Source organism: Mesorhizobium sp. PAMC28654 (assembly GCF_020616515.1).
Taxonomy (GTDB): domain Bacteria; phylum Pseudomonadota; class Alphaproteobacteria; order Rhizobiales; family Rhizobiaceae; genus Mesorhizobium.
On the sequence record NZ_CP085135.1, the window covers coordinates 5395971 to 5421913 of the forward strand.

At 62.4% G+C, this 25943-nt stretch carries 27 protein-coding genes; 14 read left to right on the plus strand and 13 right to left on the minus strand.

The window, feature by feature from the left end; genetic code table 11:
• Window positions 1-18 precede the first annotated feature (18 nt).
• Entirely contained in the window at window positions 19-1005 is a 987-nt protein-coding gene (locus LGH82_RS26475) for a glutathione S-transferase family protein (RefSeq protein WP_227345548.1), read from the plus strand.
• 48 nt (window positions 1006-1053) lie between these two features.
• Here LGH82_RS26475 and LGH82_RS26480 read toward each other — a convergent pair whose 3' ends face one another.
• From LGH82_RS26480 to LGH82_RS26490, 3 genes are all read right to left on the minus strand, one after another.
• A complete protein-coding gene (locus tag LGH82_RS26480; RefSeq protein ID WP_227345549.1) occupies window positions 1054-1503 on the minus strand; it encodes an ABZJ_00895 family protein in 450 nt (149 codons plus the stop codon).
• Window positions 1504-1647: 144 nt separating this feature from the next.
• Window positions 1648-2130: an ABZJ_00895 family protein gene (locus tag LGH82_RS26485; RefSeq protein WP_227345550.1), complete on the minus strand. Its 483-nt coding sequence runs from the start codon at window positions 2128-2130 to the stop codon at window positions 1648-1650.
• 67 nt (window positions 2131-2197) lie between these two features.
• Window positions 2198-2695, minus strand: a complete 498-nt coding sequence (locus LGH82_RS26490; RefSeq protein WP_227345551.1) for an NUDIX domain-containing protein — start codon at window positions 2693-2695, stop codon at window positions 2198-2200.
• Window positions 2696-2748: 53 nt separating this feature from the next.
• Here LGH82_RS26490 and LGH82_RS26495 point away from each other — a divergent pair, with 53 nt between their 5' ends.
• A complete protein-coding gene (locus tag LGH82_RS26495; protein WP_227345552.1) occupies window positions 2749-3678 on the plus strand; it encodes a metallophosphoesterase family protein in 930 nt (309 codons plus the stop codon).
• Here the strand turns inward: LGH82_RS26495 and LGH82_RS26500 are convergent.
• The 4 genes from LGH82_RS26500 to leuA all read right to left on the minus strand — a co-directional run bounded on the left by LGH82_RS26500 (window position 3668) and on the right by leuA (window position 9034).
• Entirely contained in the window at window positions 3668-4285 is a 618-nt protein-coding gene (locus LGH82_RS26500) for a hypothetical protein (RefSeq protein ID WP_227345553.1), read from the minus strand. The genes LGH82_RS26495 and LGH82_RS26500 overlap by 11 nt on opposite strands.
• A gap of 88 nt (window positions 4286-4373) precedes the next feature.
• Window positions 4374-5177: an alpha/beta fold hydrolase gene (locus LGH82_RS26505; RefSeq protein ID WP_227345554.1), complete on the minus strand. Its 804-nt coding sequence runs from the start codon at window positions 5175-5177 to the stop codon at window positions 4374-4376.
• Window positions 5178-5299: 122 nt separating this feature from the next.
• The gene (locus tag LGH82_RS26510) at window positions 5300-7069 is read right to left on the minus strand and encodes a tetratricopeptide repeat protein (protein ID WP_227345555.1); all 1770 of its coding nucleotides are present in this window, start codon (window positions 7067-7069) and stop codon (window positions 5300-5302) included.
• Between the two features lie 225 nt (window positions 7070-7294).
• Window positions 7295-9034, minus strand: coding sequence for a 2-isopropylmalate synthase (leuA, locus tag LGH82_RS26515; RefSeq protein ID WP_227345556.1), 1740 nt, complete (start codon window positions 9032-9034; stop codon window positions 7295-7297).
• A 421-nt stretch (window positions 9035-9455) separates the two neighbouring features.
• Between leuA and LGH82_RS26520 the strand changes: the two genes are divergently transcribed.
• From LGH82_RS26520 to LGH82_RS26530, 3 genes are read left to right on the plus strand one after another with little or no spacing between them, the layout of a single operon-like run.
• Window positions 9456-10622: an ATP-grasp domain-containing protein gene (locus tag LGH82_RS26520; protein WP_227345557.1), complete on the plus strand. Its 1167-nt coding sequence runs from the start codon at window positions 9456-9458 to the stop codon at window positions 10620-10622.
• A gap of 5 nt (window positions 10623-10627) precedes the next feature.
• Window positions 10628-11404 (plus strand): esterase family protein, encoded by a 777-nt coding sequence (locus LGH82_RS26525; protein WP_227345558.1) that lies wholly within the window; start codon window positions 10628-10630, stop codon window positions 11402-11404.
• Window positions 11404-11718, plus strand: a complete 315-nt coding sequence (locus LGH82_RS26530) for a nuclear transport factor 2 family protein (RefSeq protein ID WP_227345559.1) — start codon at window positions 11404-11406, stop codon at window positions 11716-11718. Before LGH82_RS26525 ends, LGH82_RS26530 begins: the two co-directional genes overlap by 1 nt.
• A gap of 51 nt (window positions 11719-11769) precedes the next feature.
• On the opposite strand, the gene LGH82_RS26535 is transcribed toward LGH82_RS26530, so the two are convergent.
• Window positions 11770-13308 carry an MFS transporter gene (locus LGH82_RS26535; RefSeq protein ID WP_227345560.1) on the minus strand — a complete coding sequence of 513 codons (1539 nt, stop codon included), beginning with the start codon at window positions 13306-13308 and terminating at the stop codon, window positions 11770-11772.
• A gap of 157 nt (window positions 13309-13465) precedes the next feature.
• Here LGH82_RS26535 and LGH82_RS26540 point away from each other — a divergent pair, with 157 nt between their 5' ends.
• The 7 genes from LGH82_RS26540 (at window position 13466) to LGH82_RS26570 (ending at window position 18386) form a co-directional block, all read left to right on the plus strand.
• Window positions 13466-14353: a LysR family transcriptional regulator gene (locus LGH82_RS26540; RefSeq protein ID WP_227345561.1), complete on the plus strand. Its 888-nt coding sequence runs from the start codon at window positions 13466-13468 to the stop codon at window positions 14351-14353.
• A gap of 107 nt (window positions 14354-14460) precedes the next feature.
• Window positions 14461-14922: a MarR family winged helix-turn-helix transcriptional regulator gene (locus LGH82_RS26545; RefSeq protein ID WP_227345562.1), complete on the plus strand. Its 462-nt coding sequence runs from the start codon at window positions 14461-14463 to the stop codon at window positions 14920-14922.
• A gap of 48 nt (window positions 14923-14970) precedes the next feature.
• A complete protein-coding gene (locus tag LGH82_RS26550; RefSeq protein ID WP_227345563.1) occupies window positions 14971-15534 on the plus strand; it encodes a cysteine hydrolase in 564 nt (187 codons plus the stop codon).
• A 2-nt stretch (window positions 15535-15536) separates the two neighbouring features.
• Window positions 15537-15866 (plus strand): hypothetical protein, encoded by a 330-nt coding sequence (locus LGH82_RS26555; protein WP_227345564.1) that lies wholly within the window; start codon window positions 15537-15539, stop codon window positions 15864-15866.
• Window positions 15863-16183, plus strand: a complete 321-nt coding sequence (locus LGH82_RS26560; RefSeq protein WP_413771395.1) for an MFS transporter — start codon at window positions 15863-15865, stop codon at window positions 16181-16183. Before LGH82_RS26555 ends, LGH82_RS26560 begins: the two co-directional genes overlap by 4 nt.
• Window positions 16184-16198: 15 nt before the next feature.
• Window positions 16199-17349 (plus strand): IS3 family transposase gene (locus LGH82_RS26565; protein WP_413771365.1). Its coding sequence is split into 2 segments (ribosomal slippage): window positions 16199-16463 and window positions 16463-17349, totalling 1152 coding nucleotides; the frame shifts between segments, so codons are not numbered across the junction.
• Window positions 17346-18386 carry an MFS transporter gene (locus LGH82_RS26570; protein ID WP_227345565.1) on the plus strand — a complete coding sequence of 347 codons (1041 nt, stop codon included), beginning with the start codon at window positions 17346-17348 and terminating at the stop codon, window positions 18384-18386. The genes LGH82_RS26565 and LGH82_RS26570 overlap by 4 nt, the downstream gene beginning before the upstream one ends.
• Window positions 18387-18424: 38 nt before the next feature.
• Here the strand turns inward: LGH82_RS26570 and LGH82_RS26575 are convergent, their stop codons facing one another.
• The 3 genes from LGH82_RS26575 to LGH82_RS26585 all read right to left on the minus strand — a co-directional run bounded on the left by LGH82_RS26575 (window position 18425) and on the right by LGH82_RS26585 (window position 20073).
• Window positions 18425-18733, minus strand: coding sequence for a putative quinol monooxygenase (locus tag LGH82_RS26575; RefSeq protein ID WP_227345566.1), 309 nt, complete (start codon window positions 18731-18733; stop codon window positions 18425-18427).
• Window positions 18734-18797: 64 nt separating this feature from the next.
• Window positions 18798-19577, minus strand: coding sequence for an SDR family NAD(P)-dependent oxidoreductase (locus tag LGH82_RS26580; protein WP_227345567.1), 780 nt, complete (start codon window positions 19575-19577; stop codon window positions 18798-18800).
• Between the two features lie 61 nt (window positions 19578-19638).
• On the minus strand, window positions 19639-20073 hold the full coding sequence (locus LGH82_RS26585; protein ID WP_227345568.1) for a DsrE family protein: 435 nt from the start codon (window positions 20071-20073) through the stop codon (window positions 19639-19641).
• A gap of 97 nt (window positions 20074-20170) precedes the next feature.
• Between LGH82_RS26585 and LGH82_RS26590 the strand changes: the two genes are divergently transcribed.
• The gene (locus LGH82_RS26590; RefSeq protein WP_227345569.1) at window positions 20171-21259 is read left to right on the plus strand and encodes a hypothetical protein; all 1089 of its coding nucleotides are present in this window, start codon (window positions 20171-20173) and stop codon (window positions 21257-21259) included.
• Between the two features lie 249 nt (window positions 21260-21508).
• Window positions 21509-22457, plus strand: a protein-coding gene (locus tag LGH82_RS26595) for an IS630 family transposase (RefSeq protein ID WP_227343924.1) whose coding sequence is annotated in 2 segments (ribosomal slippage) — window positions 21509-21852 and window positions 21851-22457 — 951 coding nt in all. Because the reading frame shifts where the segments join, the coding sequence is not laid out codon by codon here.
• Between the two features lie 23 nt (window positions 22458-22480).
• Here the strand turns inward: LGH82_RS26595 and LGH82_RS26600 are convergent.
• Window positions 22481-23428, minus strand: coding sequence for a cation diffusion facilitator family transporter (locus tag LGH82_RS26600; RefSeq protein WP_319799895.1), 948 nt, complete (start codon window positions 23426-23428; stop codon window positions 22481-22483).
• A 5-nt stretch (window positions 23429-23433) separates the two neighbouring features.
• The gene (locus LGH82_RS26605) at window positions 23434-25638 is read right to left on the minus strand and encodes an anthranilate synthase (protein ID WP_413771396.1); all 2205 of its coding nucleotides are present in this window, start codon (window positions 25636-25638) and stop codon (window positions 23434-23436) included.
• Window positions 25639-25943: the final 305 nt, after the last annotated feature.

The following is a 25943-nucleotide window of genomic DNA, read 5'->3' on the forward strand; positions in this document are numbered from 1 at the left end:
GCACGAAAGGGAAATTTCATGGGATTGCTGGTCGAAGGCCAATGGCAGGACCGCTGGTACGATACCGGAGAGAGCGGCGGCAAGTTCGTGCGCTCGCAGTCGCAATGGCGTGACTGGATCACCCGCGACGGCTCGCCCGCCGAAGGCCGGGGCCGCGGCTTCAGGGCCGAGCCCGGCCGCTATCACCTCTATGTCTCGCTTGCTTGTCCCTGGGCGCACCGGACGCTGATCTTTCGCGCGCTGAAGGCGCTCGAGGATATCATATCCGTCTCGGTGGTCCATCACTTCATGGGCGCTGATGGCTGGACGTTCCTGGCCGAGGACGGCGCCACCGGCGACACGCTCTACGGCCTCGACTTCCTGCACCAGATCTACACCAGGGCCGATCCCGCCTATTCGGGCCGGGTGACTGTTCCCGTGCTATGGGACAAAAAAGAGCAGACCATCGTCTCCAACGAATCTTCCGAAATCATCCGGATGCTCAATTCAGCCTTCGACGAATGGGGTGATGCCAGCCTGGATTTCTATCCTGAAGCTGTGCGCGGCGAGATCGACGAGCTCAACGCGCTGGTCTATCCGGCTGTCAACAACGGCGTCTATCGCGCTGGCTTCGCTACCACCCAAGCGGCCTATGAGGAGGCGTTCGGCGAACTGTTCTCAGCGCTCGACATGCTGGAGGATCGCCTTTCGAAGCAGCGCTATCTCGTTGGCGACCGCATCACCGAGGCCGACTGGCGGCTGTTCACCACGCTGGTGCGCTTCGATCCGGTCTATGTCGGCCATTTCAAGTGCAACCTGCGCCGCATCGCGGACTATCCGAACCTGTCGAACTATCTGCGCGACCTCTACCAGGTGCCCGGCGTCGCCGGCACGGTGAACCTGCATCACATCAAAGCGCATTATTACGGCAGCCACGAGACGATCAATCCGACGCAGATCGTGCCGGTCGGGCCGGAACTCAATTATGGCGCACCGCATGATCGGGCACGGTTCGAGAGGAACTGAGGGAATGGCTTTCCTGCCTGCTCCGCGGTGCGGGGAGGATCTGTTGACCTATTCTGGTTTGCCGTGGGTGGTGCCGGTATTCCCGTTCCTGGGCTTGAAAGGATTCAAGCCCGAATAGCCCAGTGCGACCAGGCTGAATATCGCAACCACTATTCCGATGCCCTCTGGCCGCAGATGAGTTGGAATATTCTGGGGGTTGCCGTAAATCGCGGTGAATCTCCATAGGGCCGACTGGAAGGCGGCCGCGACCAGAGTTGAAAATACCACGAGTCGCCAATACTCCTGCCTTGTTGGAGCTCGCCTGTAACGTAGATGGAATTTGTCCAAAGCATCTTTCGATGCAGAAATAGCGGGTATGAAAACTATATAATAATTATTTCTGTTAGATTTTATGACATGAGCTATTTTCATAATGTAATCTAAAGCAGCAATTGCGATTTCCGACGAAATAAAAAAATAGATAAAGCGGCGGAAAACGATGAGGTCGACGGATGTCAAGGCAATTGCTCCAGTCGATGCAGCTTTGCTAACCTAGCGTGGGCGAACGAATTTTCCGTCCGAAATATATCTTTCCCGTCTCACTTTATGTTGAAGTTGGACCGATAAGGCGATGCGCGGTTCGGGAAGGCGGCTTGAACTGATCTATCGGAAGGTCTCGGTGTCGATCCGGGCTCGTCTGGCGAGTTCGGCCTTGAGCACATCGCGTCCAAAGCGGCCTGAATACCCTGCTGCATTCAAGCCAAAGACCAGCAGGAAGGCAAACAGCGAGCTTCCGACCCAAACAGCCACTGGGACGTTGCTCAGGTTTTGCGGTGCCGTTCCTCCTACGAGAGCTAACCAGCCCTGTATTGCCGAAATCAAACAAGCCGCCAAAGTTGAAAGCAGGACTATGATCCAATATTCCTCACGGCTAAACAATCGCCCATTTCTTTTTATAAACTTGTAGGATGCGACCTTTGTCGATCCATAATTTATTGAGAATCCGGCTGCTCTGATGACGTCTTTCGAAAGAGATGGAATGGCGACCAATCCGATGCCAAGCGTGATCGTCAATGCTACCATGGCTAAAGTATAATACCCAACACAAGGCCAAACGCTCGCGGTTCGTGTGTCGCCATTGCTCATGACCATGTCCCAAGTTCAAAGAACGCTTCAAGTAAAGCATAGAGTTTTTCCGAAGGCGAAAGCAAGCCTACCAGTATGCCGATACCAACTGGCCTCCAAAAATCTCAGCGATACGCCGCCTCGTTGCCGGTGTCGTCTCCTCCGGCAAGCGCTCAAGCGGGAAAAAACCGGCCTCGGCGATCTCGTGATCCGGCAGCTTCGGTGTCGTCTGGCTAAAGCTCGCTATCAGGTACAGGCCGACATGGTCGCGGCGGCTGGCGCGGCGGTTGAAATGCATGGATTTCAGCACCGGCGGCGCGGTCAGCGCGATGTTGCCTTCCTCGGCGAGTTCACGCGCCAGTGCCTCGGCCATCGTTTCGCCGACCTCGACGCCCCCGCCCGGAAGCTGCCAGCCGGGCACATATGTGTGGCGGATGAGGAAGACGGAATTCGCTGATGCATCGTGGATCAGGCCGCGCACGCCAAGCGTCATCGGCCGCCGCAACACGAAGTAGAGATGGAACAATCGTCCCCTGAAACCCGGCCAGCCAGTCTGGCGCAAAGCAGTCTCGGGATTGGTCGTCATCAGTAGCGAAACCGTGGGTGGAAAGCGGGGCGCGCGTCGCCTATGAAGGATCCATGTTCAGGCTCGCGCATATTTCCGATGTCCATCTGGGGCCGCTTCCCGATGTATCCTATCGCGATCTCGCCTCCAAGCGGGTGCTCGGCTATGTCAACTGGCAGCGCAACCGCCGCCGCCACATGCATGACGCCGTCATCGACGCGATCGTCGCCGACATGAAGGCGAGCGGGCCCGATCATCTCGCCGTCACCGGCGACCTGGTCAACTTGGCGCTCGACGGCGAGATCGAAATGGCCAGGCACTGGCTGGAGACGCTGGGCTCGCCGCATGACGTGTCGGTTGTGCCCGGCAATCACGACGCCTATGTGCCGGGCGCCTTCGACAAGATCTGCCGCTCCTGGGCGGCGTGGATGATCGGCGACGGCGTCAATGCGCCGATCGACCGCAATGCCTTTCCGTATCTGCGGGTGCGCGGCGACGTCGCGCTGATCGGCGTCTCGACGGCGCGCGCCACGGCACCCTTCATGGCCAATGGCTTCTTCATGGAAGGGCAGGCCGAACGGCTCGGCAAGATGCTCGACCAGACGAAAGAGCAGGGTCTGTTCCGGGTGATCATGATCCACCATCCGCCGGTGCGCGGCGCCGTTTCGCAGCATAAGCGGCTGTTCGGTATCTCCCGCTTCCACAAGGTCGTTCGCCGGCATGGGGTGGAGCTTGTCCTGCACGGCCATTCGCATCTGCCCTCGCTGTCCTTTATCGGCGGACGCGACTTGAAAATTCCGGTGGTGGGCGTTGCCGCCGGAGGGCAAGCGCCGGGCGGCAGGCATCCGGCGGCGCAGTACAACCTGCTTGATATCGACGGTGAGAAGGGCAGGTGGCGAATACGGCTGACGCGGCGCGGCCTCACCGGGCCGTCCATACCGCCCGTTGACCTGCAGTCGCTGGAACTCGGCGTCGAGACGTCGCCTCAGCTGGTCAGAAGCTGATCTTCATCGCCAGGATACGATCCCAGAAGAACACGACCGAAGCGGCCAGCCCGACCAGGGCGCCGGCGGCGATCAGGCCAAGGCCGGACAGGAAGGCGGACCAGATCTTGCCGCGTGTGGTCGACCGCAGCGGCGGTTCGGCTTCTGGAACCGCGGTGCGTCTCATGCCGGCGATAGCCGGCTCGGCGCCGCCTTCCATCATCTTCTGGCGCTCGACGACGCGCTCGGCCACGTAACGCGTCACCTGGTCGGCAACCGGCTTCATCTCGGTCGATTCGGCTAGCACCACGCGGCCGATCCTTGTGTCCTTCAGGAAGCGATAGGTGCGGCGGTCGCGGCCCATGGCGACATGGCTGACGGCGTCGATCCACAGACGCGGCTGCAGGCCGGACGAGACGACGAAGTCGAAATTGTCCATGTCGGTGGGCACATCGGCAAAGACGGGCGCGAGTTCCGCGGCAAGCAGTTCGAGGCGCATGCGATGCGCCTCGCGCATGTCGACGACAACGTCGTCGCGGTCGGCAAAAGCATTCTTCACGTCACGAATGGCATCGGACAGTTTTCGCGACGGATCGATGGGGGTGATTTTTTCGCCTGCGTCCTTCATCGGCGTTTGCCTCGCGGTTTGGTTAACACTCGGTTAACACAGCCGCCGGCAAATTGCACTGACGAGAATGGGTGGACCTGAGGGGCGATCAGCTCGCCGCGCCGGCGAGTCTTGGACGACCGGACCGGCCGCGGCGGTTCATGTTGCGGCGTATGATTTCGGCGACGAGGTCGGGGGCTTCCTCGACCAGCATATGGCCGGCCTCCAGCACATGGTGCAGGTGAAAGTGCGCCGGCAAGTCATCGGACTGGGTAACGGGCAGCACGGTGTCCTCGGTGCCCCAGGCGACCATCACCGGCATGTTCAATGCCTCGATCCATGGGCGCGGGATGACGCCTTGCCGGTCGTCGCGGGTCATGGCGGCCGCGATCTCGACAAGTCTTGGCGTCTGGCCGGGACGTCCGCGCATTTCAAACAGGACCTCCACGGTGTGCTCCGTGGGCACCTGTTGCGGGCCGGACATGGCGGCAAGGCAGGCACGGATCTCGTCCTTGTCCACGGCGGCGGCAAACCGGCGCAACAATGCCGCGTTGATCTCGTGACCTAAGCCGCCCGGCGCCAGAAGCGTGAGCGACGCAACCCGTGCAGGCTCGGTTGCCGCCATCAGCGCGGCAATGGCTCCCCCCATCGAGTGACCGACGAGGTGGGCCCGTTTTATTCCGCGCGCCGCCAGATCGGCAAGAACGGCGTTGGCTGCCACCTTGGCCGTGCCTGCGCCCGGAAAATCCAGTGAAAGTCCATGGCCGGGCAAGTCATAGGCCAGCGTCCGCGCGCCGTTCAGCAAAGGCACGGTCACGTCGCGCCAGACATCATGGCCACCGCCGAATCCATGCAGCAACACGATGACCTTCGGGCCAACGCCTTGTTCCGCAGCATAAAGTGATGAGATCATGAATCAGATGGGTTTTAAGACAACAGGACGTCAATTGTGGCTGGATTGCTCCATGTCCAGCACGATGGCCAGTAAAATTTTCGCGATTGGTCGACTAACCAAAAGGATATTATTGGCGTATATTAGCTGGCGCTGCCGAGCCCGGCGGCACGCAAGGCCTCGACCAGTCGGTCGGTAAGATCGGCGGGATATCGCCTCTCGACGAATGTCGCACGCGGATCGGCCGCGAATTTCGGAAATTTGGTTGTCAGTTCGTCCAGAAGTCTGGCTGCCAGTGCGTCGCGCCCAAGGGCTCTGGCGCTGATCAGCCGGGCGGCAAGATAGTGTGATTTCGTTGCCGTGGTTCTGAGCGCGGTGCTGGCGGCGGCGGCCTTCTTCATGTCACCAAGCATGAATTCACCGACGAAGAGCCCGAAATCCCACCATGTCGGGTGCCCGCTGGATGTGTCCACCGCATGGGCCATGATCGGCGTTCCCTCGGCGTATTCGCCGGCAAAGATCAGCCCGTAGCCATAGGCGGCGGCCATTGCGAGGTCATATGGGTTGAGTTCATAGGCCTTGCGCATCCAACTGACGGCTTGTTCCGCGTTGCCGACACGCGAATTGATGTAGCCGTAGGCGCGATGCGCATAGGGGCTGGTCGGTCCCATCTGCACACCACGATGGGCAAACGTGAGCGCCTTGTCGATCGATGCATCGGGCGGATAGGCGTAGTGGTCGCTAACCGCCTCGAGATGTAGTGAAGCAAGCTCCGAATAGACGAGCGACGACTTAGCACTGCGGCTGGCGAGACTTTCGAGACAGCGATAGGCGGCCTCGTGGGTCTTGTCGTTCTGGTCGAGGTAATATTTATCGTTCAGGATCAGGCATTGCGTCAGGTCGGTCTGCAGGCCGCTCTGTTCGATATAATTATAGATGGTGCCGGAGGCGGGGACAGCTGAGCTCAGGATTGCGGCGACGCTGCCCTCGACGGTGGAAGGGGCGCTGTCGGCGGCAGTCAGGCTGCGTGACATCAGGACACGACCCGTGGCGACGCTCTGAAGCTCGAGGGTGATATCGCCCGTGCCTGGGCCCGGCATGATGTCGAAGACGAAGCTGGCGGCGTCCGCGGCAGGATCGGGCGACCTATCGGCGTCACGGCTGATGAAGTTGACGGTGTCGAAGCCGGTCAGTCCGGCGCGCAGCGAGGCGGCGACACGGCCGGCTTCGTCACTGTTGGTTCTCATGGCGATGTAGACAAGCGGAAGGGTTTCCACCGGCGCCGTCGAGATGCTGTTGGTCGCTCCCGCGGTCTCGATCGTTGATGGCGTGTCACCACCCGCCAGCAGGGTGCCGCTGCCTTGCCGCAGGATGAGCACGCCCAGCATGACGATGACCAGGGCGATCGCCGCCCAGAAGAACTGGAGCTGCCTGAGCACCGAGACCGCCGGCGCGGCTGCCGGCGGAGCCGGGAGGGCGGCGGTATCGGCGCCGATGTCGGACTCAGCGGGCTGTTCGAGCAGGGCGGCGATAGGCGTCCCGACCGCTTCTGCCGGCTCCGGCAGGCGGATGGCGTTTAGTTCATAGGCCGGAACATAGCCGCCGCGCGGGATGGCGATGCGGACCGGCTCGTCAATACCCTCATTGGCGAAATACTGCTGCAGCAACTCGCGCAGCCGGCCTGCCTGGACTCGCACGACGGCATCGGTCGACGAATCGAAGTCGCCGTCCTTGCCGAAAACATCCATCGCGATCGAGAAGCCCTTGAGCCGGTCAGCTTCGCCGGCCTGTTCGCGCTCGACAAGGTAACGGAGCAACTCGCGCGCACGCTCTGACCGCCCGAACGTTTCGCTGGCAAGCAGTCGCTCAAGTGTTTCGCGCACTGCGGGGGCGGCAGGCGGGGCATGCTGCAAGTGTCGATCCTCTCGAAGTCGGCACAGGTTAAGGTCTGATCATATAGGTCCCGCACCGGCGTACAAGCGCGGTCGTATTATGTGATCACGTACCTCACTGGAGAATTTTCCGGTGGTTAACACATGACCCGGCAAACCTATCTGGCTTGCCGGGTCATGTGAAAATCAGGCTGTTCGCCAGCGTTGCCTAAGTCCGGACGTGCGACACCGCCGACACGTGAAAGATCAGCCGGCCTTGCGGCCGACAATCCGGTTGGCGGCGGACACCACGGCTTCCAGCGAAGCGGCCACGATGTTGGTGTTGATGCCGGCCCCGAACAGCTTGCCGCCGGGATATTCCATCTCGACATAGGAAATGGCCGAGGCGTTCGAGCCGCGCTGCATCGAATGCTCGGAATAGTCGAGCACCGACATCTCCACCCCGACATGGCGTGACAGGGCGTCGACGAAGCCGTCGATCGGGCCTGTCCCGGTGCCGGTGATCGTCACTTCCTTGCCGTTGTCGAGGATAACGGCTTCGACGACGCGTCGGCCCTTGACCTCGGTGTCCGGGTAGGTGTGGTGGTCGAGGAATTTCAGGCGCGCGCCCGGCTGGTCGACATAGACATCGAGGAATCGCTCGTAGATGCGCTTGGCCGGCACTTCCTTGCCTTCCGCGTCGGTGATCGACTGGATCTCCTGGCTGAACTCGATCTGCAAGTTGCGCGGCAGGTTGAGGCCGTGGTCCGCCTGCAGCACGTAGGCAATGCCGCCCTTGCCGGACTGCGAGTTGATGCGGATGATCGCCTCGTAGCTGCGGCCGACATCAGCTGGATCGATCGGCAGATACGGCACTTCCCACAGGCTTGTGTTGGCCTTCTTCAGCGCCTTCATGCCCTTGTTGATGGCGTCCTGATGCGACCCGGAAAAAGCCGTGTAGACGAGTTCGCCGACATAGGGATGGCGCTCCGGGATCCGCAATTGGTTTGAGTATTCGTAGACGTCCTTCATCCGGTTGATGTCAGAGCAGTCCAGTTCCGGATCGATGCCTTGCGTGTACATGTTGAGCGCGAGGTTGACGATGTCGACATTTCCGGTGCGCTCGCCATTGCCGAACAAGGTGCCCTCGACGCGGTCGGCGCCGGCCATCAAGGCGAGTTCGGTGGCGGCGACGCCGGTGCCGCGATCATTGTGGGGATGCAGCGAAATGATCAGGTTGTCGCGATTGTCGAGGTGCCGGATCATCCATTCAATGCGATCGGCATAGACATTCGGCGTCGAGGATTCGACCGTCGACGGCAGGTTGATGATCAGCTTGTTGCCGGGCGTCGGCCTGACGATTTCGGTGACGGCGTTGCAGATCTCCAGCGCCACTTCGAGCTCGGTGCCCGGGAAACTTTCCGGCGAGTACTGGAAGCGGTAGCCGCCGCCGGCCTTTGCCGCCATGTCGGTGATCAGCTTGGCGGCGTCGGTGGCAATCCGCTTGATCCCGGCGACGTCCTTCTCGAAGACGACGCGACGCTGCAACTCGCTGGTCGAATTGTAGAAGTGCACGATCGGGGTCTTCGCGCCCTGCAAGGCCTCGAAGGTTCGGGTGATCAGTTCCGGACGACACTGCACCAGCACCTGCAGGTCGACATTGTCAGGCACATTGCCTTCTTCTATGCACCAGCGGGCGAAGTCGAAATCCGTCTGCGAGGCCGACGGGAAGCCGATCTCGATTTCCTTGAAGCCCATGTCGAGCAGCAGGGCCAGCATGCGGGCCTTGCGTTCGTGGCCCATCGGGTCGATCAGCGCCTGGTTGCCGTCGCGCAGGTCGACCGAGCACCAGATCGGCGCCTTGTCGATGACCTTCGATGGCCATGTGCGGTCGGAGAGACCGACCAAGGGGTAGGGCTGGTACTTACGGGCAGCGTCCGGCATGCCCCGTACGGCGTCCTTGCCGCTCGTCGCGGCATTCGATCGGATGTCTTCGCGTGCGTTCATTGTCTTGTCTCCCGGCGGCTCGCGGGTCCGCCTTCAAGCGGATTTGGTGCCGAGCGGCGCCTTTACCAGAATTTCATTCGCTGATTGTGAATTGCCAATTTTGTGACTGGCCAAGGAGCATGCGCGTGAGCGGCGGTTCGACCGCCGGGCGCTCCTTCAGCGAACCCGGCGATCGCCGATAAGGCCGAGAAGAAGCAGGGTGGAAGCAAGCGCGCGCACGGTCTGGCCAGCAAAGCCGGTCTGACGGGAAGCGACGGAGGGGACGCGCGTGTTCATGGCGGTTCTCATACAGGAGCGGCCAAAGGGAGGCAAGTGGGGCCGCACGGCTGCCCGTGCCGGACACTCTTTCCCATACAGGGCAAATGCGCCACACTTGGCGGTGGTGAAGGTTGTTGCGCCTTGCCGTGAGGAGGGGTCGTCCATGAACTTCGTGTTCTTCTCGCCGCATTTTCCAGCCAATGGCGCTGATTTCTGCGATCGGCTGAAGAAGGCCGGCGCCACGGTGCTCGGCATCGGCGATGCCCCTTTCGATGTGCTGGACGGCAAGCTGAAGGCGGCTCTGTCGGAATACTACCGCATCCCCGACATGGAGGACTATGACGCCGTGTTCCGGGCGATCGGCCACTTCATCCACAAATGGGGCCGCATCGACCGCTTCGAGTCGCTCAACGAGCATTGGCTGGAGCTGGAAGCCAACATCCGCACCGACTTCAACATTTTTGGCACCAAGCTCGATTTCGTGAAGAATCTGAAGCGCAAGAGCCGCATGCGCGCCTTCTTCCGCAAGAGCGGCGTCGAGACCATCCCGCAGCGCAAATGCTCCGACCGCGCCGGGGCGATGACCTTCATCCGCCGTGTCGGCTATCCCGTCGTGGTCAAGCCGGATTCCGGCTCCGGCGCCTCGAACACCTACAAGATTTCCAATGCGAGGGAGCTCGACACGTTTTTCAAGGACAAGCCCGCGAATGTGAACTTCGTCATGGAGCAGTTCATCGAGGGGTTGGTAGTGACCTTCGACGGGCTGGTGAACCGGGACGGCGAGGTGGTGCTGGCCGCCAGCCATCGCTACGACCAGAGCGTGATGGATGTGGTCAACAGGGACCGGCATATGAGTTATATCTGCTTTCCCAGGATCAACCCGGCGGTCGAGGAGGCCGGGCGCAAGATCCTGAGGGCGTTCGACGTGCGCGAGCGATTCTTCCATATCGAGCTGTTCCAGACCACGGACGACCGCGTCATCGCGCTGGAGGTCAACATGCGCCCGCCCGGCGCGTGGATGACCGATGCCATCAACTATACGTTCGACATCGACGTTTATGCCGCCTGGGCCGACATGGTGGTGAAGGATGCCGCCGGCGGACCCTATGAGGGCAAGTATTTCACCGCCTATGCCAGCCGCAAGCGGCACCTGGCGTATCTGCACGGCCATGAGGACGTGCTGGCCGCGCATGGCGACAAGATCGTCCACCACCAGGCCATCGAAGAGGTCTTCAGCCGCGCCATGGGAAATTACGCCTACCAGATGCGCTCGAAAGACCCCGAGGCGCTGCGCGCCGCCGTCGATTACATCCATGCGGAAGAGGCATAGGCCCGATGGACATTTCCTACCACAAGGGTTTCAGCCGCAACCTCGGCCGCGACATGGAATACAAGCGCTACGGCCATGCCGGCCGCCCGGTGGTGGTGTTCCCGACCTCGCAGGGGCGCTTCTACCAATTCGAGGATTCAGGCGCGGTGGCGGCACTGGCCGATTTCATCGACACCGGCCGCATCCAGCTGTTCACGCTCGACGGCATCGACTCGGAATCCTTCTTCAACAAGCATGTCGATGCCGCCCACCGCATCGGCCGCCACGAGGCCTACTTCCGCTATGTGCGCGAGGAAGCGCTTCCGGAACTGGTGTCGACAGCCACCGAGGCCAATGGCGGGCGGAACCTGAAGCCGCTGTTCTGCGGCTGCTCGATGGGCGGCTATCATTCGTCGAACTTCGTCTTCCGCTTTCCCGAACTGGCCAGCGGCGTCATCGCGCTGTCGGGCGTCTATTCGAGCCGCGACTTCTTCGGCAAGGCGCTCGAGGGCGACATCTTCTACAATTCGCCGCTCGACTATCTGCCGGGCATTGTCGACCAGAAGCTGCTTGGCCGCCTGAAGGCGCTCCGGCTGATCTTCTGCTGCGGGCAGGGCGCCTGGGAAGAGCGCATGCTGGTCGAGACACGGGCGCTGGAGCAGATCCTGCGCGACAAGCACATTCCCGCCTGGGTCGACTATTGGGGCGGCGATGTCAGCCACGACTGGCCATGGTGGCACAAGCAGCTGGTCTATTTCTTCGCCCGCTGGCTGGACGACGACCTGATGCATCGGCTCGACTAATGGATACGAACTGTCCCATCCACCGCTTTGTCGAGGCGACCAATGAAGGTAACACCGAGGCCTTCCTGGGTACCTTCACCGACGATGCCGTGCTGATCGACTGGGGCCGCAAGTTCCGCGGGCGCCAGCAGATCGCGCAGTGGAACGAGTCCGACAATATCGGGGTTCAGTCCAGGTTGCGCATCGTCAGCATCGCCCCGGCCAAGGGCGCCTGCCGCGTGCGCATTGCCGTGACCGGCAATGGCTTCAACGGCGAAGGTGACATGACCTTCAAGCTGGACGGCGACCTCATTTCAAGCCTGGTGATCGCCTGATTCTTCTTCTGGCATGACCTTTTCCGAAAACCGGAATTCCACTTTCCGGGATCATGCCTTTGCTTCCTGGCATGCCTGCAGAGCGGGCGTCTCGTGTTCCGACGCCGGTCCGCGCCGAAGGCCGAGGAAGACGACGATGGCGGTCAAGACGGTGATCGCCGCCAGCACCATCAGCAGCGTATCGAAGGCCGTCTCGTAAGCGTGGACCAGCATGGCATTGTCGGTTTGCGGCAGGCTTTTCATGGCTGCGCCAAGATTGCCGGTAACCAGCAGCTGGGCCGCTTCGGTCGCGTTCAAAGTGACGCCTCGTGCGGCGAGCCGCGTGGCCGTGAAACCCGAAAGGGCCGCGCTGACGATCGCCAGGGCCACACCCTCGGAAGCGATGCGAGTGGTGTTGAAGATACCGACAGCCATTCCGGCGCGTTCCTTGGGTACGACGCTGACGGCAAGCCCGTCCATCAATCCCCATGGCAGGCTGATGCCGATACCGATCGTCAGCAGCGGTGCTATCACAACGGCACCGTCCGCCGGAACCTGGCTGAGCCAGACCAGACCGACTGCCGCAATCAGCAGGCCGATGCCACAGATCGTGGCCGGGGCGACAGAGCGAGCCAGCAGGCCGGCAAGCATCGGCAGCACCAGCAACGGCCCCGACAGGCAGATCATCATTTGCCCCGCCTGGACCTCGGTCATGCCCTCGATGCCGATGAAGCGGATCGGCAGCAGCACCAGCAGCACCACGAAGGCGTAGGCGGGTGCGGCTGCGAGAAGCTGCACGCCGACGAAGCGCGGATAGCGGAACAGCGTGAGATCCAGCATCGGCCGCCGCACGCGCCGTTCGATGACAACAAAGGCTGCCAGGAAAAGTACGGCGACAGTGAGCAGCATGATTACGAAGGGGCTCGTCCAGCCGCTTTGCGGGGCGCTGAGCACGCCATAGGTGAGGGATGCGAGCGCCAGCGTGAAGGTGGCGGCGCCCGGCCAATCGACGCCTGCCGCGTCCGGGTCACGGGATTCGCGGAGATGGCGCGCGCCGAGGATGAAAGACGCGACCGCCAGTCCGACGACGAGAAGGAAGATCGAACGCCAGCCGAAAGCATCGATGAGCATGCCGCAGGCGATCGGCCCAAAGGCGAGCCCGATGCCGAAGCTGGTGCCAAGCAGGCTGAACGCACGCAACTGGCTTGGTCCTTCAAATTCCTGGGCGAGAGCCGATGCGCCACCGGCAAATGCAGCCGCGCTGCCTAGGCCCTGCGCCGCCCGGAAGATGTCGAACCAGACGATATCCGGCGCGAGCGTCGCGGCGAGCGAAGCGAGGACAAAGGTGAGCAGGCCGGCCAGGAATATGCGCCTGCGGCCATGATTGTCGGCGAGCGCGCCCACCGCCATCAGGCTGGCGCCGAAGGTCAGCATGAAGGCGTTCGTCACCCAGTTGAGCTCGATCGGGCCGCCGCCCAGTTCGCCGGCGATGCGCGACAGGGCGACGGCCGGCCCGGTGAAGGTCAGCGGCATCGTCATCGCGGCGAGGCATACCGAAAGAAGGACGAACCAGCGCTGCGCCGCGCCGGCGGATCGGATCGTTGACGTCATGGATTTTCCTGTCCTGAAGGAGGATTTTTCGCTGTCGCCGGCATCGCAAGGCCCCGGCGGCCGACCTCTGCTGACAAGATAGGTCGGCGACATTTCCAGCGGAATGGTGGTAAATCTCCATTCATACCGGACCGAAACGCTCGAATGGATGGAAGTGATGGATCGTCTCAGCGGCCTTCTGGCCTTTGCCCGTACCGCCGAGCTGGGCAGCTTCGTGGCCGCCGGGCGGGTGCTCGGCCTCTCACCCTCGGCGGTCGGCAAGAGCGTTGCTAGGCTGGAGCAGGAGCTCGGCGTACGCCTGCTTCAGCGCAGCACGCGGCGGATCGGTCTGACAGAGGAGGGCAAGCTGTTCAACGAACGCGTGCGCCGCATACTCGATGACATAGACGATGCCGAAGCGATGCTGTCGCGAACGCGCGAGACGCCGCATGGCCGGCTTCGCGTCTCAACGCCGATCGTCACTTACCATATGCTGTTGCCGGTGCTGCCCGCGTTCATGACGCGCTATCCGGACATTGAGCTCGACATCGACTTCAACGACCACATTGTCGATATCATCGAGGAGGGCATCGATGTTGCCATCCGTAGCGGCGACCTGCCGGATTCGCGGCTGTTGGCGCGGCCTCTCGGTCCTTTCCGGCTGCATCTGTGCGCGGCACCGTCCTATCTCGAGCGCCATGGCCTTCCGGCGACGCCGAACGATCTGCGGCAGCATCTGGGCATACGCTTTCGTTTTCCCAACAGCGGCAAGGTGCAGGAATGGCCGCTGACCACGGGCGCGGGCGAGGTGGAGATCCGCACCGTGCTGACCTGCAACAATATGGAAGCCTTGAAGGGCGCGACGATCAGCGGCCTCGGCATCGGTTGCATGCCCGATTTTCTGGTGTGCGATGCGCTGGCCGCCGGCACCTTGCGCAGCCTTCTCGACGATCATGTCGACGGCAGCGGTCAATTCCGGATGTTGTGGCCATCCAATCGCTACCTTTCGCCAAAGGTGCGCGTCTTCATCGACTTCCTGTCCGAACGGTTTTCCGCTGAGCGATAGTTTGGCGCCGACCGCGCACGGAACGGGGCCGGCGGGATCACAGCCTTGTGACTCCATATATGAAGGAAAACTTTGTAGTTTATATTCATATATGCGAGAGATCTGCGATGGATGATGACCAGACCCACAAGGACGATCCTGAAGCAGGGCGCGCCCTGACTATCGCGGCGGAGCTTCGGGTCGTGGTCAGCAGGCTGATCCGCCGCCTGCGTGAGCAGGCCGATGTCGGCGACCTGACCTCATCGCAGAAGTCGGTGCTGCTGCATCTGGAACGCGAAGGTCCAGCGACGGTCACGATGCTGGCGCGCGCCCAGAACATGCGCCCGCAATCGATGGGCGCCATCGTGTCGACGCTGGAAGTGGCCGGTCTGGTGGATGGCGCACCGGATCCGGGCGATGGCCGGCAGACCATCCTTTCACTGACAGCGGCCTGCCGCGAGATGATTACGGCCGGGCGGGCAGCCCGGCAGGACTGGCTGTTCCGCGCCATCCAGACGAATCTTGACCAACGGGAGGAGGAGCAATTGGCTGACGCCATCGAATTGCTGAAGCGGCTCGCCGCCTCCTGATCACCATCCAAATGTGCACCGCCGTTCCGGTCGCCGAAAGGAAACACCATGGCAGTCACCACGCTTGACCCGAAAACGGCACTCATCGTCATCGACCTGCAAAAAGGCATCGTCGCGTTTCCCACCGCCCATCCAACGAGCGAGGTCGTGAGGCAAGCAAGCTTGCTGGCGGATGCGTTCCGCGGTCGCGGCTTGCCGGTCGTGCTCGTCAACGTTGCCGGCGCGCCTCCCGGCCGAACGGAACAGCCACCTCGCGTAGGCAGCTTTCCCGACGGCTGGGCTGATCTTGTCCCTGAGCTGAAGCAGCAACCGACAGATCACATCGTGACCAAGCGTACCGCTGGCGCGTTCGTCAACACCGACCGCGAAGCCTGGCTAAAGGGCGAAGGCGTCACCCAGGTCGTGATCGTCGGCGTCGCCACCAGCATGGGCGTCGAGGCCACCGCACGCCATGCCCGCGATCTCGGCTTCAATGTCACGCTCGCCGTCGATGCCATGACCGACACCAATCTCAATGCCTATGCCAATAGCATCGCGCATGTCTTTCCGAGTCTGGGCGAAACCGGCACGACCCGGGACATCCTCGGTCTGCTGGCGAAGGGGAGTGCCTGACGATGCAATGGCTCGACTATGTCTCCTATCTGTTCGGCGGCGCCTTCCTGACGAATGCCGTGCCGCATTTCGTCAGCGGGGTTATGGGGCAGCCCTTTCAAAGCCCCTTCGCCAAGCCGCGCGGCGAGGGGTATTCCTCATCGACCGTGAACGTGCTGTGGGGATTTCTGAACCTGGTGATCGGATATCTTCTGGTGATCCGCGTCGGCGATTTCGATCTGCGCTCCACGGCTGATGTCGTAGCACTTGGACTGGGTGCTCTCCTGATCGGACTGTTCATGGCGCGCCACTTCGGCCGCTTCAATGGCGGTAACTTTCCGGTCGACGGATGAGCGATCCGGCCAAGGGCACTTTTCGTTCGCTGGCCGGCTTCAACTACCGGGTCTGGGCCGGCGGCGCGATCGTGTCCAATGTCGGAACATGGATGCAGCGCACCGCCCAGGACTGGGTGGTGCTGACCCAGCTGACCCATAACAACGCGACCGCCATGGGCGTGGTGATGGCGCTGCAGTTCGCTCCGCAGATCCTGCTTTTGCCATGGACCGGCTTTGCCGCCGATCATCTCGACCGGCGCAAGCTCCTGCTGGTCACGCAAGGCGCCATGGGCCTGCTTGGACTTGCCCCGAAAAAGTGGAGAGTTTCCTTCTGATGAAAGGCGACCTCGATGACGAAACAGAGACAGTTTACGGATGCGTTCAAGGCGGAGGCGGTTGGCCTTGTGCGAACGAGCGGTCGGACGAAGCGGCAGATCGCGGAGGATCTTGGTGTTGGTTTCTCGACGCTGACGCGATGGATGGGTCGGCAGCTGGATCGTGAGATGGGCGATCCTGGGCGTCCGCCTGATGCTGATGTCGCCGCTGAATTGAAACGGCTGCGGCGGGAGAATGAAATCCTTCGGCAGGAGCGGGATATCTTGAAACGGGCGACGGCTTTTTTCGTCAAGGAGGGAAGTCGGTGAGGTTCGCGCTCATCGACCAGGCGAAGAAGGATTTCCCTGTGGACCGTTTGTGCGCGACGCTGGGTGTCAGCCCGAGCGGCTACTTTGCCTGGGGGCGCCGGCCGGCGTGCCGCCGGCAGCGCGACGACATGATAATGCTGGCGCATGTGCGATCGTCGTTCGCGCTGTCGAACGGAACCTATGGTAGCCCGCGCATGACGCGGGAACTGCAAGACAATGGCTTTGCCATTGGCCGGCGACGAACGGCGCGTCTGATGCGGGAGAATGGCCTCCAGGCAAGACAGAAGCGGCGGTTCAAGCGCACGACGGACAGCGAACACGCCTTTCCGGTTGCCCCCAATGTCATCGACCAGGATTTTGCCGCCACTGGTCCCAACCAGAAATGGGGTGCCGACATCTCCTACATCTGGACGCGGGAGGGCTGGTTGTACCTTGCTGTCGTCATCGATCTGTTTGCCCGCAAGGTCGTTGGCTGGGCTGCTGGCAACCGGCTACACCGCAGCCTGGCTCTGGCAGCGCTCAACAAGGCGTTCGTCATGCGGCAGCCGGAACCCGGCCTCATTCACCACTCCGACCGCGGCAGCCAATATTGTTCTATCGACTACCAAGCCGAATTGCGTGCCGCCGGCGTCATCATCTCAATGTCAGGCAAGGGCAATTGCTTTGATAACGCCATGGTCGAAACATTCTTCAAGACGCTGAAAACTGAACTGATCTGGCGCACCTCTTTCCTTACCCGCGCCGATGCCCAAGCCGCCATTGCCCGATATATCGACGGCTTCTACAATCCCATCCGGCGGCATTCCGCGCTCGACTACATCAGCCCGATGCAGTTCGAGCGAAACGCCGCCGAATGAGCAACCCGCTCTCCACTTTACCGAAGCAAGTCCAGCTTGCGCTTGGCCTTGGCCTGCTCACCATCGCCGGGCTCGTCCAGTTGTGGCACGTCTATCTGTTCGCATTCCTGCTCGGCTGCGCGACCGCGTTCGATGCGCCGGCTCGCCAGACATTCGTCTCGGACCTGGTCGGCGAGGCCGATTTGTCGAACGCGGTGGCGCTGAACTCCACCTCGTTCAACGCGGCGCGGATGATCGGTCCCGCCGTCGCCGGCACCCTCATCGCTTCCGTCGGCTCCGGCTGGGTTTTTCTCATCAATGCGGCGTCGTTCGCAGCCGTCCTTGCCTCGCTTGGCCTGCTGCGTATTGGCGAGCTTCACCTGAAGGACAAGGCGCGACGAACGAAGGGCAGCCTTGTCGAGGGTTTTGCCTATGTCTGGGGTCGTCCCGACCTCAAGGCCATCCTTTTCATGCTTTTCCTGATCGGCACGTTCGGGCTGAACTTTCCGATCTTCATCTCGACCATGTCCGTCTCGGTCTTTCATGCCGGGGCAAGCGAGTATGGGCTGTTGACGTCGACAATGGCGATCGGCTCAGTCGCCGGCGCGTTGCTCGCCGCCCGGCGCGAACGGCCCCGCATGGTGTCTCTGCTGGCTGGCGCGGCGGTCTTCGGTTCTGGCTTTGCGTTGGCCGCGCTCATGCCCAACTACTGGCTGTTCGGCCTCTCGCTCATCGTTATCGGCGTTTCGGCGCAGACCGTCACCACCTCGACGATCAGCCTGGTGCAACTGTCGACCGAACCCGCCATGCGCGGCCGCGTCATGGCCATCCTGCTGGCCATCACGCTCGGTGGCACGCCCATCGGGGCGCCGATCGTCGGCAGGGTGGCCGACAGTTTCGGCCCGCGCTGGGCGCTTGGCGTCGGGGCGCTAGCAGGCCTGGGGGCAGCTGTTGTCGTGGCGCGCTACCTGGTGCGCTATCACCATATGCGGCTGCTCGTGAATGCCGGACGCGTGCGCATCGTCATGGACGCCGACGCGGTCCTGGAGCATGCATGACGAAGGGGTAGCGGCGCCGAAGTGGACGCGCCTTGGCGTCAATCGGTCTTGGCGGGAGACAGGCCGAAGCCGCCCACGGGGTGAGTTTCTATGCGGAATTCCATGCCGGCAATCATCGTGCGTGCCTCGGCGATGGCTGCCTGCACTTCCGGCAGCTGCAGCGATGCCTTGTGGCTGGCGGCGTCCGTCCACACCTCCGTCACCCAGATCGCGTCGGCGTCGGCCGGGTCCCTGGCGATCACATAGCTCAGGCATCCCGGCAGCGCGCCGGTGTTGGCACGCAGGATGTCCATCACAGCATCGCGCTGGCCGCGCGTCGCCCGCATCTTGCCGATCAATCCGTACATTCCATTCGTCTCCCTTCAAAGCCTCCGACAAGAGCATGCGAGCCGCCAGTATGCAGTTAGCGGTTCAAGGCATCAACTGGCCGCCATTCACCTCGATCACCTGACCGGTGATGTAGCCGCTCAGGAGATCGGAGGAGAGGAACAGATAGGCGCCGACGCAATCCTCAGCCGTGCCGGCGCGACCCTGAGGGATGGTGGCGACCATGCCCCTCATCTGCTCGTCGGTCGAATAGCGCTCATGGAAAGGGGTGGCGATGGTGCCCGGCGCCACGGCGTTGACGCGGATGCCAAAGCCGATCAGTTCCTTGGCCATGCCGCGCGTCACATTGGAGACGAAGGCCTTGGCCGAGCCGTAGAGCCCGGCGCCGCCGCCGGCGCCATTGCGCGCGGCGATCGAGGAGGTGTTGACGATGAAGCCGCCCTGTTTCTTCAGCCATGGGATCGCCTTGCGCGAAGCGGTCAGCACGGAGCGGGCGTTGAGGTCCATCACCGCATCGTAATGGGCCTCGGTCTGCTCGGCATAGGGGATACGGCCGAGCATGCCGCCGGCATTGTTGACGAGGCCATCGAGGCGGCCGAAATGTTGCGCGCTCTCCTCGACGACGCGTTCGACATCGGCGGGCACCGAAAAGTCGCCCTGGACGAGAAACACCTCGCCGCCCTTGTCGCGGATGGTGCCGCCAAGTGTCTCGGCGGCCTGCCGGCTCGAATTGTAGTGCAGCGCCACCCGGCTGTTTTGAGCGGCATAGGCCAGTGCCAGTGCCGCACCGATACCGGTCGAGGCGCCGGTGACCAGCACCGCCTTGCCGGCGAGATCGGGGATCGAGAGCGTGTTTTGCGGCACCGCAATTCCTCCAGGGATTTCCAACGGGCCCGGCTGTTCCCGGCCTTCTCAGGACTGTGCACTATGGCCGCAGATACGCATAGCCCTGGCGTTGCAGTTCGGCGAGCTTGACGACGCCGCCCTTGTCGGCGGCGTGGAAGCCGTCGAGCAGGTCGGTCAGTGCGATATCCATGCCTTGCATGGTGTTGGCGCAGGCATAGGGGCTGAGGCCTTGCTGGGTCAGCCCGGAGAGGCGGCTGGAGATGGCTCCGGAGGCGCTCTTCGACTTGAAGGCGGCAAGTGCGGGGCCATGCACGACCAGCACGATCTCGACATTGCCGCCGGTGCCCTCATAGTGGTTCTTGATGTTGCCGAGCACGAAGCCGACCTTGTCGACGTCGCTCAGATGGTAGGCGACCTTCGGCTTTTCCTCCGCCATGGCCGCTGCCGCTGTTCGCAGGCCAAGAAGCGTTCCTGCTCCGGCAAGAACCACGCGAAAAATGTCGCGGCGTCGCATCACACCGTCCTCCCATGCCTGCCCGCGAATTGCGTGGCCTCGGCCCCGATCCTAGCATAAAATGGAACAACGTCCTGTCGATGCGAGGAGAGGTCACATGGCGTTGAAGGCAGTTCTGGGCGCCGGGTTCGGTACGGCGCTGCTTGCACTATTGTCCTGCGCGGCCTTCGCCGACGATGCGCCCAAGCTCAGCGAACTCAGTCCGGACGGCAAGGATGCCTGTTTCGGCCGCGTCTACGATGCCGCCCATCTCAAGGCACACCCGCAGCAAAAAGTGGCGCGGATTTTCTTCTACTACGGCCACGATCCGGTGAGCCGTCCGAACGAGGAGCCGGCACCCGGTTCCGACACATCCTACAACGCTTTCATGACCACGACCCTGCGCGGCGCCAGCAAGCCCGACTGGGCCGGGGGCTGGTGCAACAGGCAAGATCCCGGCGACAAGTCCAGCGGCATCCACTGCGGCATGGACTGCGACCGCACCCTGGCGTCGCTGAAGGTCGACGACAAGGGCCGTCTGGTGATCTCGGACGTGCAGCCCGATCTCTATCTCGATGCGGGGTCGGAGGAAGAGCTGGGCACCGCCGAATACAACAAGCAGGCGCTTGGCAAGGAGGATGACGGCTTCCTTCTGGATTCCATGCCGTCAGCGACCTGCAAGGCCGAGTTCGCGCTGATAGATCCGGTCGATCCGGCGCTCGGCGCACCGCTGCGCGAGCGGCTGAAGCCGGACCAGGCGTTCTGCTACGGACGCGACTACGATGACGCGCATATGGCTGGTCATACCGGCCAGCTCACGCAGTCGATCCGGGTTTTCCGAGGCCCACTCGAACTGGCCTCGTTCGCCAAGGATGGCGATGCCTCGAACTGGCCGAATGGAGCCGACATTGCCGTGTCGGTGACCAAGCGGCAGAAGTCGGGCAAGGTCACGCAGATCTATTCCTGCCAGGGCGAGGCGGACCAATGGCGTTGCGCTGCAAGCGCGAAGATGAGCGACTTTTCCTGCGACATCGCGCAGAAGGAAATCTTCCTGCGTCGCGGCGCCAACGGCACGATGATGCTGGCCAACCCCAACAGCAGCCTGCCCATCGTCGATCTCTGCTCGAAGGCCGCCGACGGCAAGACGAAATCCGACGACAAGGTCTACCGCCTGCAGCCAATGCCGCAATCGGCCTGCGCGCCGTAGGCCTGCCGATATTCAGGTGATGCCGGCCTGCGAACGGCGGCTTCCTGCGCTTCCGGTGCTCACGTACTTAAAGTACGCTCCGCTCCGGTTCTCGGAAGCCGCCATTCTCGGCTCGGCCTGACCTGAATCTCGACAGACCTTAGCAAATCGCAAGCTAGAGCAAAATCCGAGCGGATAGAATCGATAGGGGTTTCGTTGGGATTGGAAATCTGATTCAGCATATCTGCTGGATTCGGAGGCCGGCATGGCATGGCGAAATCCTTATCGGAAGATTTGCGGGCTCGGGTGGTCGCAGCGGTTGATGGCGGCCTGTCGCGACGGGCGGCAGCGGCGCGATTTGGCGTGGCGGCGGCAAGCTCGGTGCGTTGGGTCCGGGAATGGCGCGAGACCGGAGCCACCTGCGCAAAGCCGCAGGGCGGCGACAGGCGGTCCCACCGCGTTGAAGCGTATCGCGACATCATCCTGGCGGCGATCGAGAGGCGGGTGGACATCACGCTGGTCGAACTCGCCGAGTTGCTGCGACAGGAGCATGGCGCGTCGTTTGCGACGAGCACGATCTGGCGGTTTCTCGATCGTCACTCCATGACCTTCAAAAAAAACGGCGCACGCCAGCGAGCAGGAGCGGCCAGACGTGGCGGCGCGACGAAACGCCTGGTTCGACGCCCAGCCCGATCTTGATCCCGAGCATCTGGTCTTCATCGACGAGACCGGAGCCTCGACAAAGATGGCTCGACTGCGGGGGCGCACGAAGCGCGGGATGCGGTGCCGATCGCCAATCCCGCATGGCCATTGGAAGACGACGACGTTCACCGGCGCCCTGCGCCTCACTGGCATGACCGCGCCAATGGTCCTGGACGGCCCGATGACTGGCGAATGGTTTGTCGCCTATGTCGAGCAGGTTCTCGTGCCGACGCTGCGGCCCGACGATGTCGTGATCCTCGACAACCTGCCGGCGCACAAAAGCGCAGCCGCCCGTGTGGCGATCGAAGCAACCGGCGCAAGGATGATGTTCCTCCCGCCCTATTCCCCCGACTTCAACCCGATCGAGAACGCCTTTTCCAAGCTGAAATCGATTCTACGCAAAGCCGCCGCACGAACCGTCGCGGAATTGTGGGATACCATCAGCGCCGCACTGCCTTGCTTCACACCAACCGAGTGCGCCAACTACTTCGCCGCAACAGGATATGAGCCGGAATGATCAGATTCTGCTCTAGCGCGAGGTTACGCGAACGGAACGGCGGTCGTGCCTTTGGGCAGCTTGGCCTCTTCCTCGGGCTCGACATGGATGATGACGCGCACGGAGGGGATTTCGGCCCTCAGCGCGTCCTCGATGCGGTCGCAGATGACGTGGCTGTCGCCGACCGTCATGTCGGCGTCGACAACCAGATGGAACTCGATGAAGGTGGCACGGCCGGCGATGCGGGTCTTGAGGTCGTGGACCTCCAGCGCGCCCTTGCTTTTGGCCGAGATGATGTCGCGGATGTGCATGCGCTCCTGCGTATCGACGGCGCGGTCCATCAGCCCGTTCATCGACGAGCCGATGACATGCCAGCCCTGCCACAGGATGTTCAGCGCCACGATGACGGCAAGTGCCGGATCGAGGATCTGCCAGCCGGTGAGGATGGCGCCGACAAGGCCGCCGAAGACGCCGATCGAGGTGACCACGTCGGTCATGATGTGATTGCCGTCGGCAACCAGCGCCGGTGATTTCTGGGCCCGGCCGGCGCGGATCAGCGTCCATGCCCAGAAGGCATTGATAACCGTGGCGACGCCGTTGACGGCAAGGCCGTTCCAGGGCTTTTCCAGTGGCGCCGGCGTCTGCCACGAGCGCCAGACCTCGTTAAGGATCAGGAGTGCCGCGAGCACGATCAGCACGCCTTCCAGCACGGCCGAGAAATATTCGGCCTTGTGGTGGCCGAACGGATGATCCTGGTCGGCCGGCTTGTGGCTGACCTGGATCGCCCAGAAGGCGGCGACCGAAGCGATGACGTTGACGATCGATTCCAGCGCGTCGGAATAGAGCGCCACGGAGCCGGTGAGATACCAGGCGGCGAGCTTCAGGCCGAGCACGACAGCCGCGATGATGATCGACCAGAAGGCGAGGGCTGCCACCTTCTTCTTGGCCGCCGCCTTTGCTTCGATCGCCATCATGTTCCCGGCTTCGACCATGTTCGTCAGGCGGCCTTTTCCTTGGCCTTGCGCGGCAGGTGGGCAACGATGTTCTCGATGATGCGCATGCCGGCATTGTGGCCGAGGGTCATGATCGATTCCGGATGGAACTGCACCGCGGCGATCGGTTCCTTGCGGTGTTCGAAGGCCATGATGACGCCGTCCTCGGTCTCGGCCGTGACGATGAAATCGTCGGGCAGTCGGACCGGATCGGCGAAGATCGAGTGGTAGCGGCCGACGGTGACTTCCTTGGGCAGGCCGGAGAAGATGATGCCGGGCTTGGAGACGCGGATGCGCGACGGCTTGCCGTGCATGGGTATGTGCAACTGCCTGAGTTCACCGCCATAGGCCTCGGCCAGCGCCTGCAGGCCAAGGCAGACGCCGAAGATCGGCAGGTCACGGGCACGGGCCTTCTTGATGGTGGCGGCGCAGTCGAAATCCTTCGGCGTGCCGGGGCCGGGCGACAGCACGACGAGGTCGGGCTTCAGCCGGTCGAACACTTCTTCGGGCACCGGCGTGCGCACGGTCGAGACATTGGCGCCGGTCTGGCGGAAATAATTGGCCAGCGTGTGGACGAAGCTATCCTCGTGGTCGACCAGCAGGATGTTGACGCCATCGCCGACGCGCGCGGTGGTGCGCTCGGTGCTTGCGGCGTTGCCGGCCTTGGCGTCGCGGATGGCGGAGAGCATGGCGGATGCCTTCAGTTCGGTTTCGGCTTCTTCTTCCTCTGGAACGCTGTCGAAGAGCAAAGTGGCGCCGGCACGCACCTCGGCGATGCCGTCCTTGATGCGGATGGTGCGCAAGGTCAAGCCGGTGTTCATGTCACCGTTGAAGTTGACCATGCCGATCGCCCCGCCATACCAGGCGCGCGGGCTCTTCTCGTTCTGCTCGATGAAGCGCATAGCCCATAATTTTGGCGCGCCGGTGACGGTGACCGCCCAGGCATGCGACAAAAATGCATCAAAGGCATCCATGCCTTCTCGCAGCCGGCCTTCGATGTGATCCACTGTGTGGATCAGGCGCGAATACATCTCGATCTGGCGGCGGCCGATGACGCGCACCGAACCCGGCTCGCAGACGCGCGACTTGTCGTTGCGGTCGACGTCCGAGCACATGGTCAGCTCGGACTCGTCCTTCTTCGAATTAAGCAGTTTCAGGATCTGCTCGCTGTCGGAGATGGCGTCCTCGCCGCGCTTGATGGTGCCCGAAATCGGGCAGGTCTCGATGCGGCGGCCGTTGACGCGCACGAACATCTCCGGCGAGGCGCCGATCAGATACTCGCCTTCGCCGAGATTGATGAAGAAGGAATAGGGCGAGGGGTTGATGGCCTTGAGCTTGCGTGAAATCTCGGACGGTTGTGTCTCGCAGCGCTCATAGAACATCTGGCCGGGCACGACCTCGAACAGGTCGCCGCGCCTGAAGCTCTCCATCGCCTTGCGCACGATGTTGGCATATTCGCCAGGCTCATGGTCGCCGCGCGGCGGAATGCGGTCGGGGCTTTTGAATGGCTCGGCGACTTCGTCGCGCGGCAGCCCTTCCGTCGAAAACCCGTCACCGGAATAGTCGTAGCGGTCGGTCCAGGCCTTGGCCGAATAATGGTCGACGACGAGGATCTCGTCGGGCAGGAACAGCACGAGGTCGCGCTGGCTCGCCTTGCGTTCGAGCTTGTAGTCGACCGGATCGAACTGGAAGGCGAGGTCGTAGCCGAAGGCGCCGTAGAGACCGAGATTGGCATCTTCCGCCGTCTTGAACAGCGCCGTGATGGCGCGCAGCACGGTGAAGACAGAGGGAACGCGGCTGCGCTCCTCCTCGGTGAAGACACGGCCAGGCTTGGCGACGTCGAGCCGAATGAGCTTTTTCGAGGTTTCCGTGATCGTCACCTCGGCGAGGCCGCCAAGTGTCTTGCCGATGACCGGTAACAGCGCCTCGCCGCGGCCGTTCAAGGCCTCGATGCGCATGGCGCGGCCGCGTGCGGAGACCACCAGCGGCGGGTCGATGATGGCGGTGTCCCATCGCGTGTAGCGGCCGGGATATTCGTAATTCGAGGAAAAGACGGCACCCCGGCGCGAATTCAGTCCATCGATATAGGCATCGATCGCGCCCTCGTAAGGCCGGTCATGGCGCTCGCGGGTGATGGTCACGCCGCCCGCGGTCACGAACTGTTCGGCCCCGTTTTCCAGAACTTTCATCGTCGTCATTGCCGTCTCCATCAGCGTCTTGGGTATTTTCAGCTTCTTGGGGCAACGGACCCGGGGATGGCTTGGAAAAAACAAATGGCCGCCCGGATATTCCGTTGCGGCCACCTTCCATTTTTACGCGCACGCGTTCGAACAGGCCGCTGTCAGCAGGCCCACCACCAAATGGTCTTGATCGAACGCATGTTCATGGCGAAATCCATAGCCGCGAAAACCGGGATGCGCAACAGGTTTGAAAGCCTGTTCAGTGGCTGCCGCTTCTACACCTCATGGCACATCGTCAAAGCCGGCAGCCCCGTCTACCCTTGGTGTCCGACAGC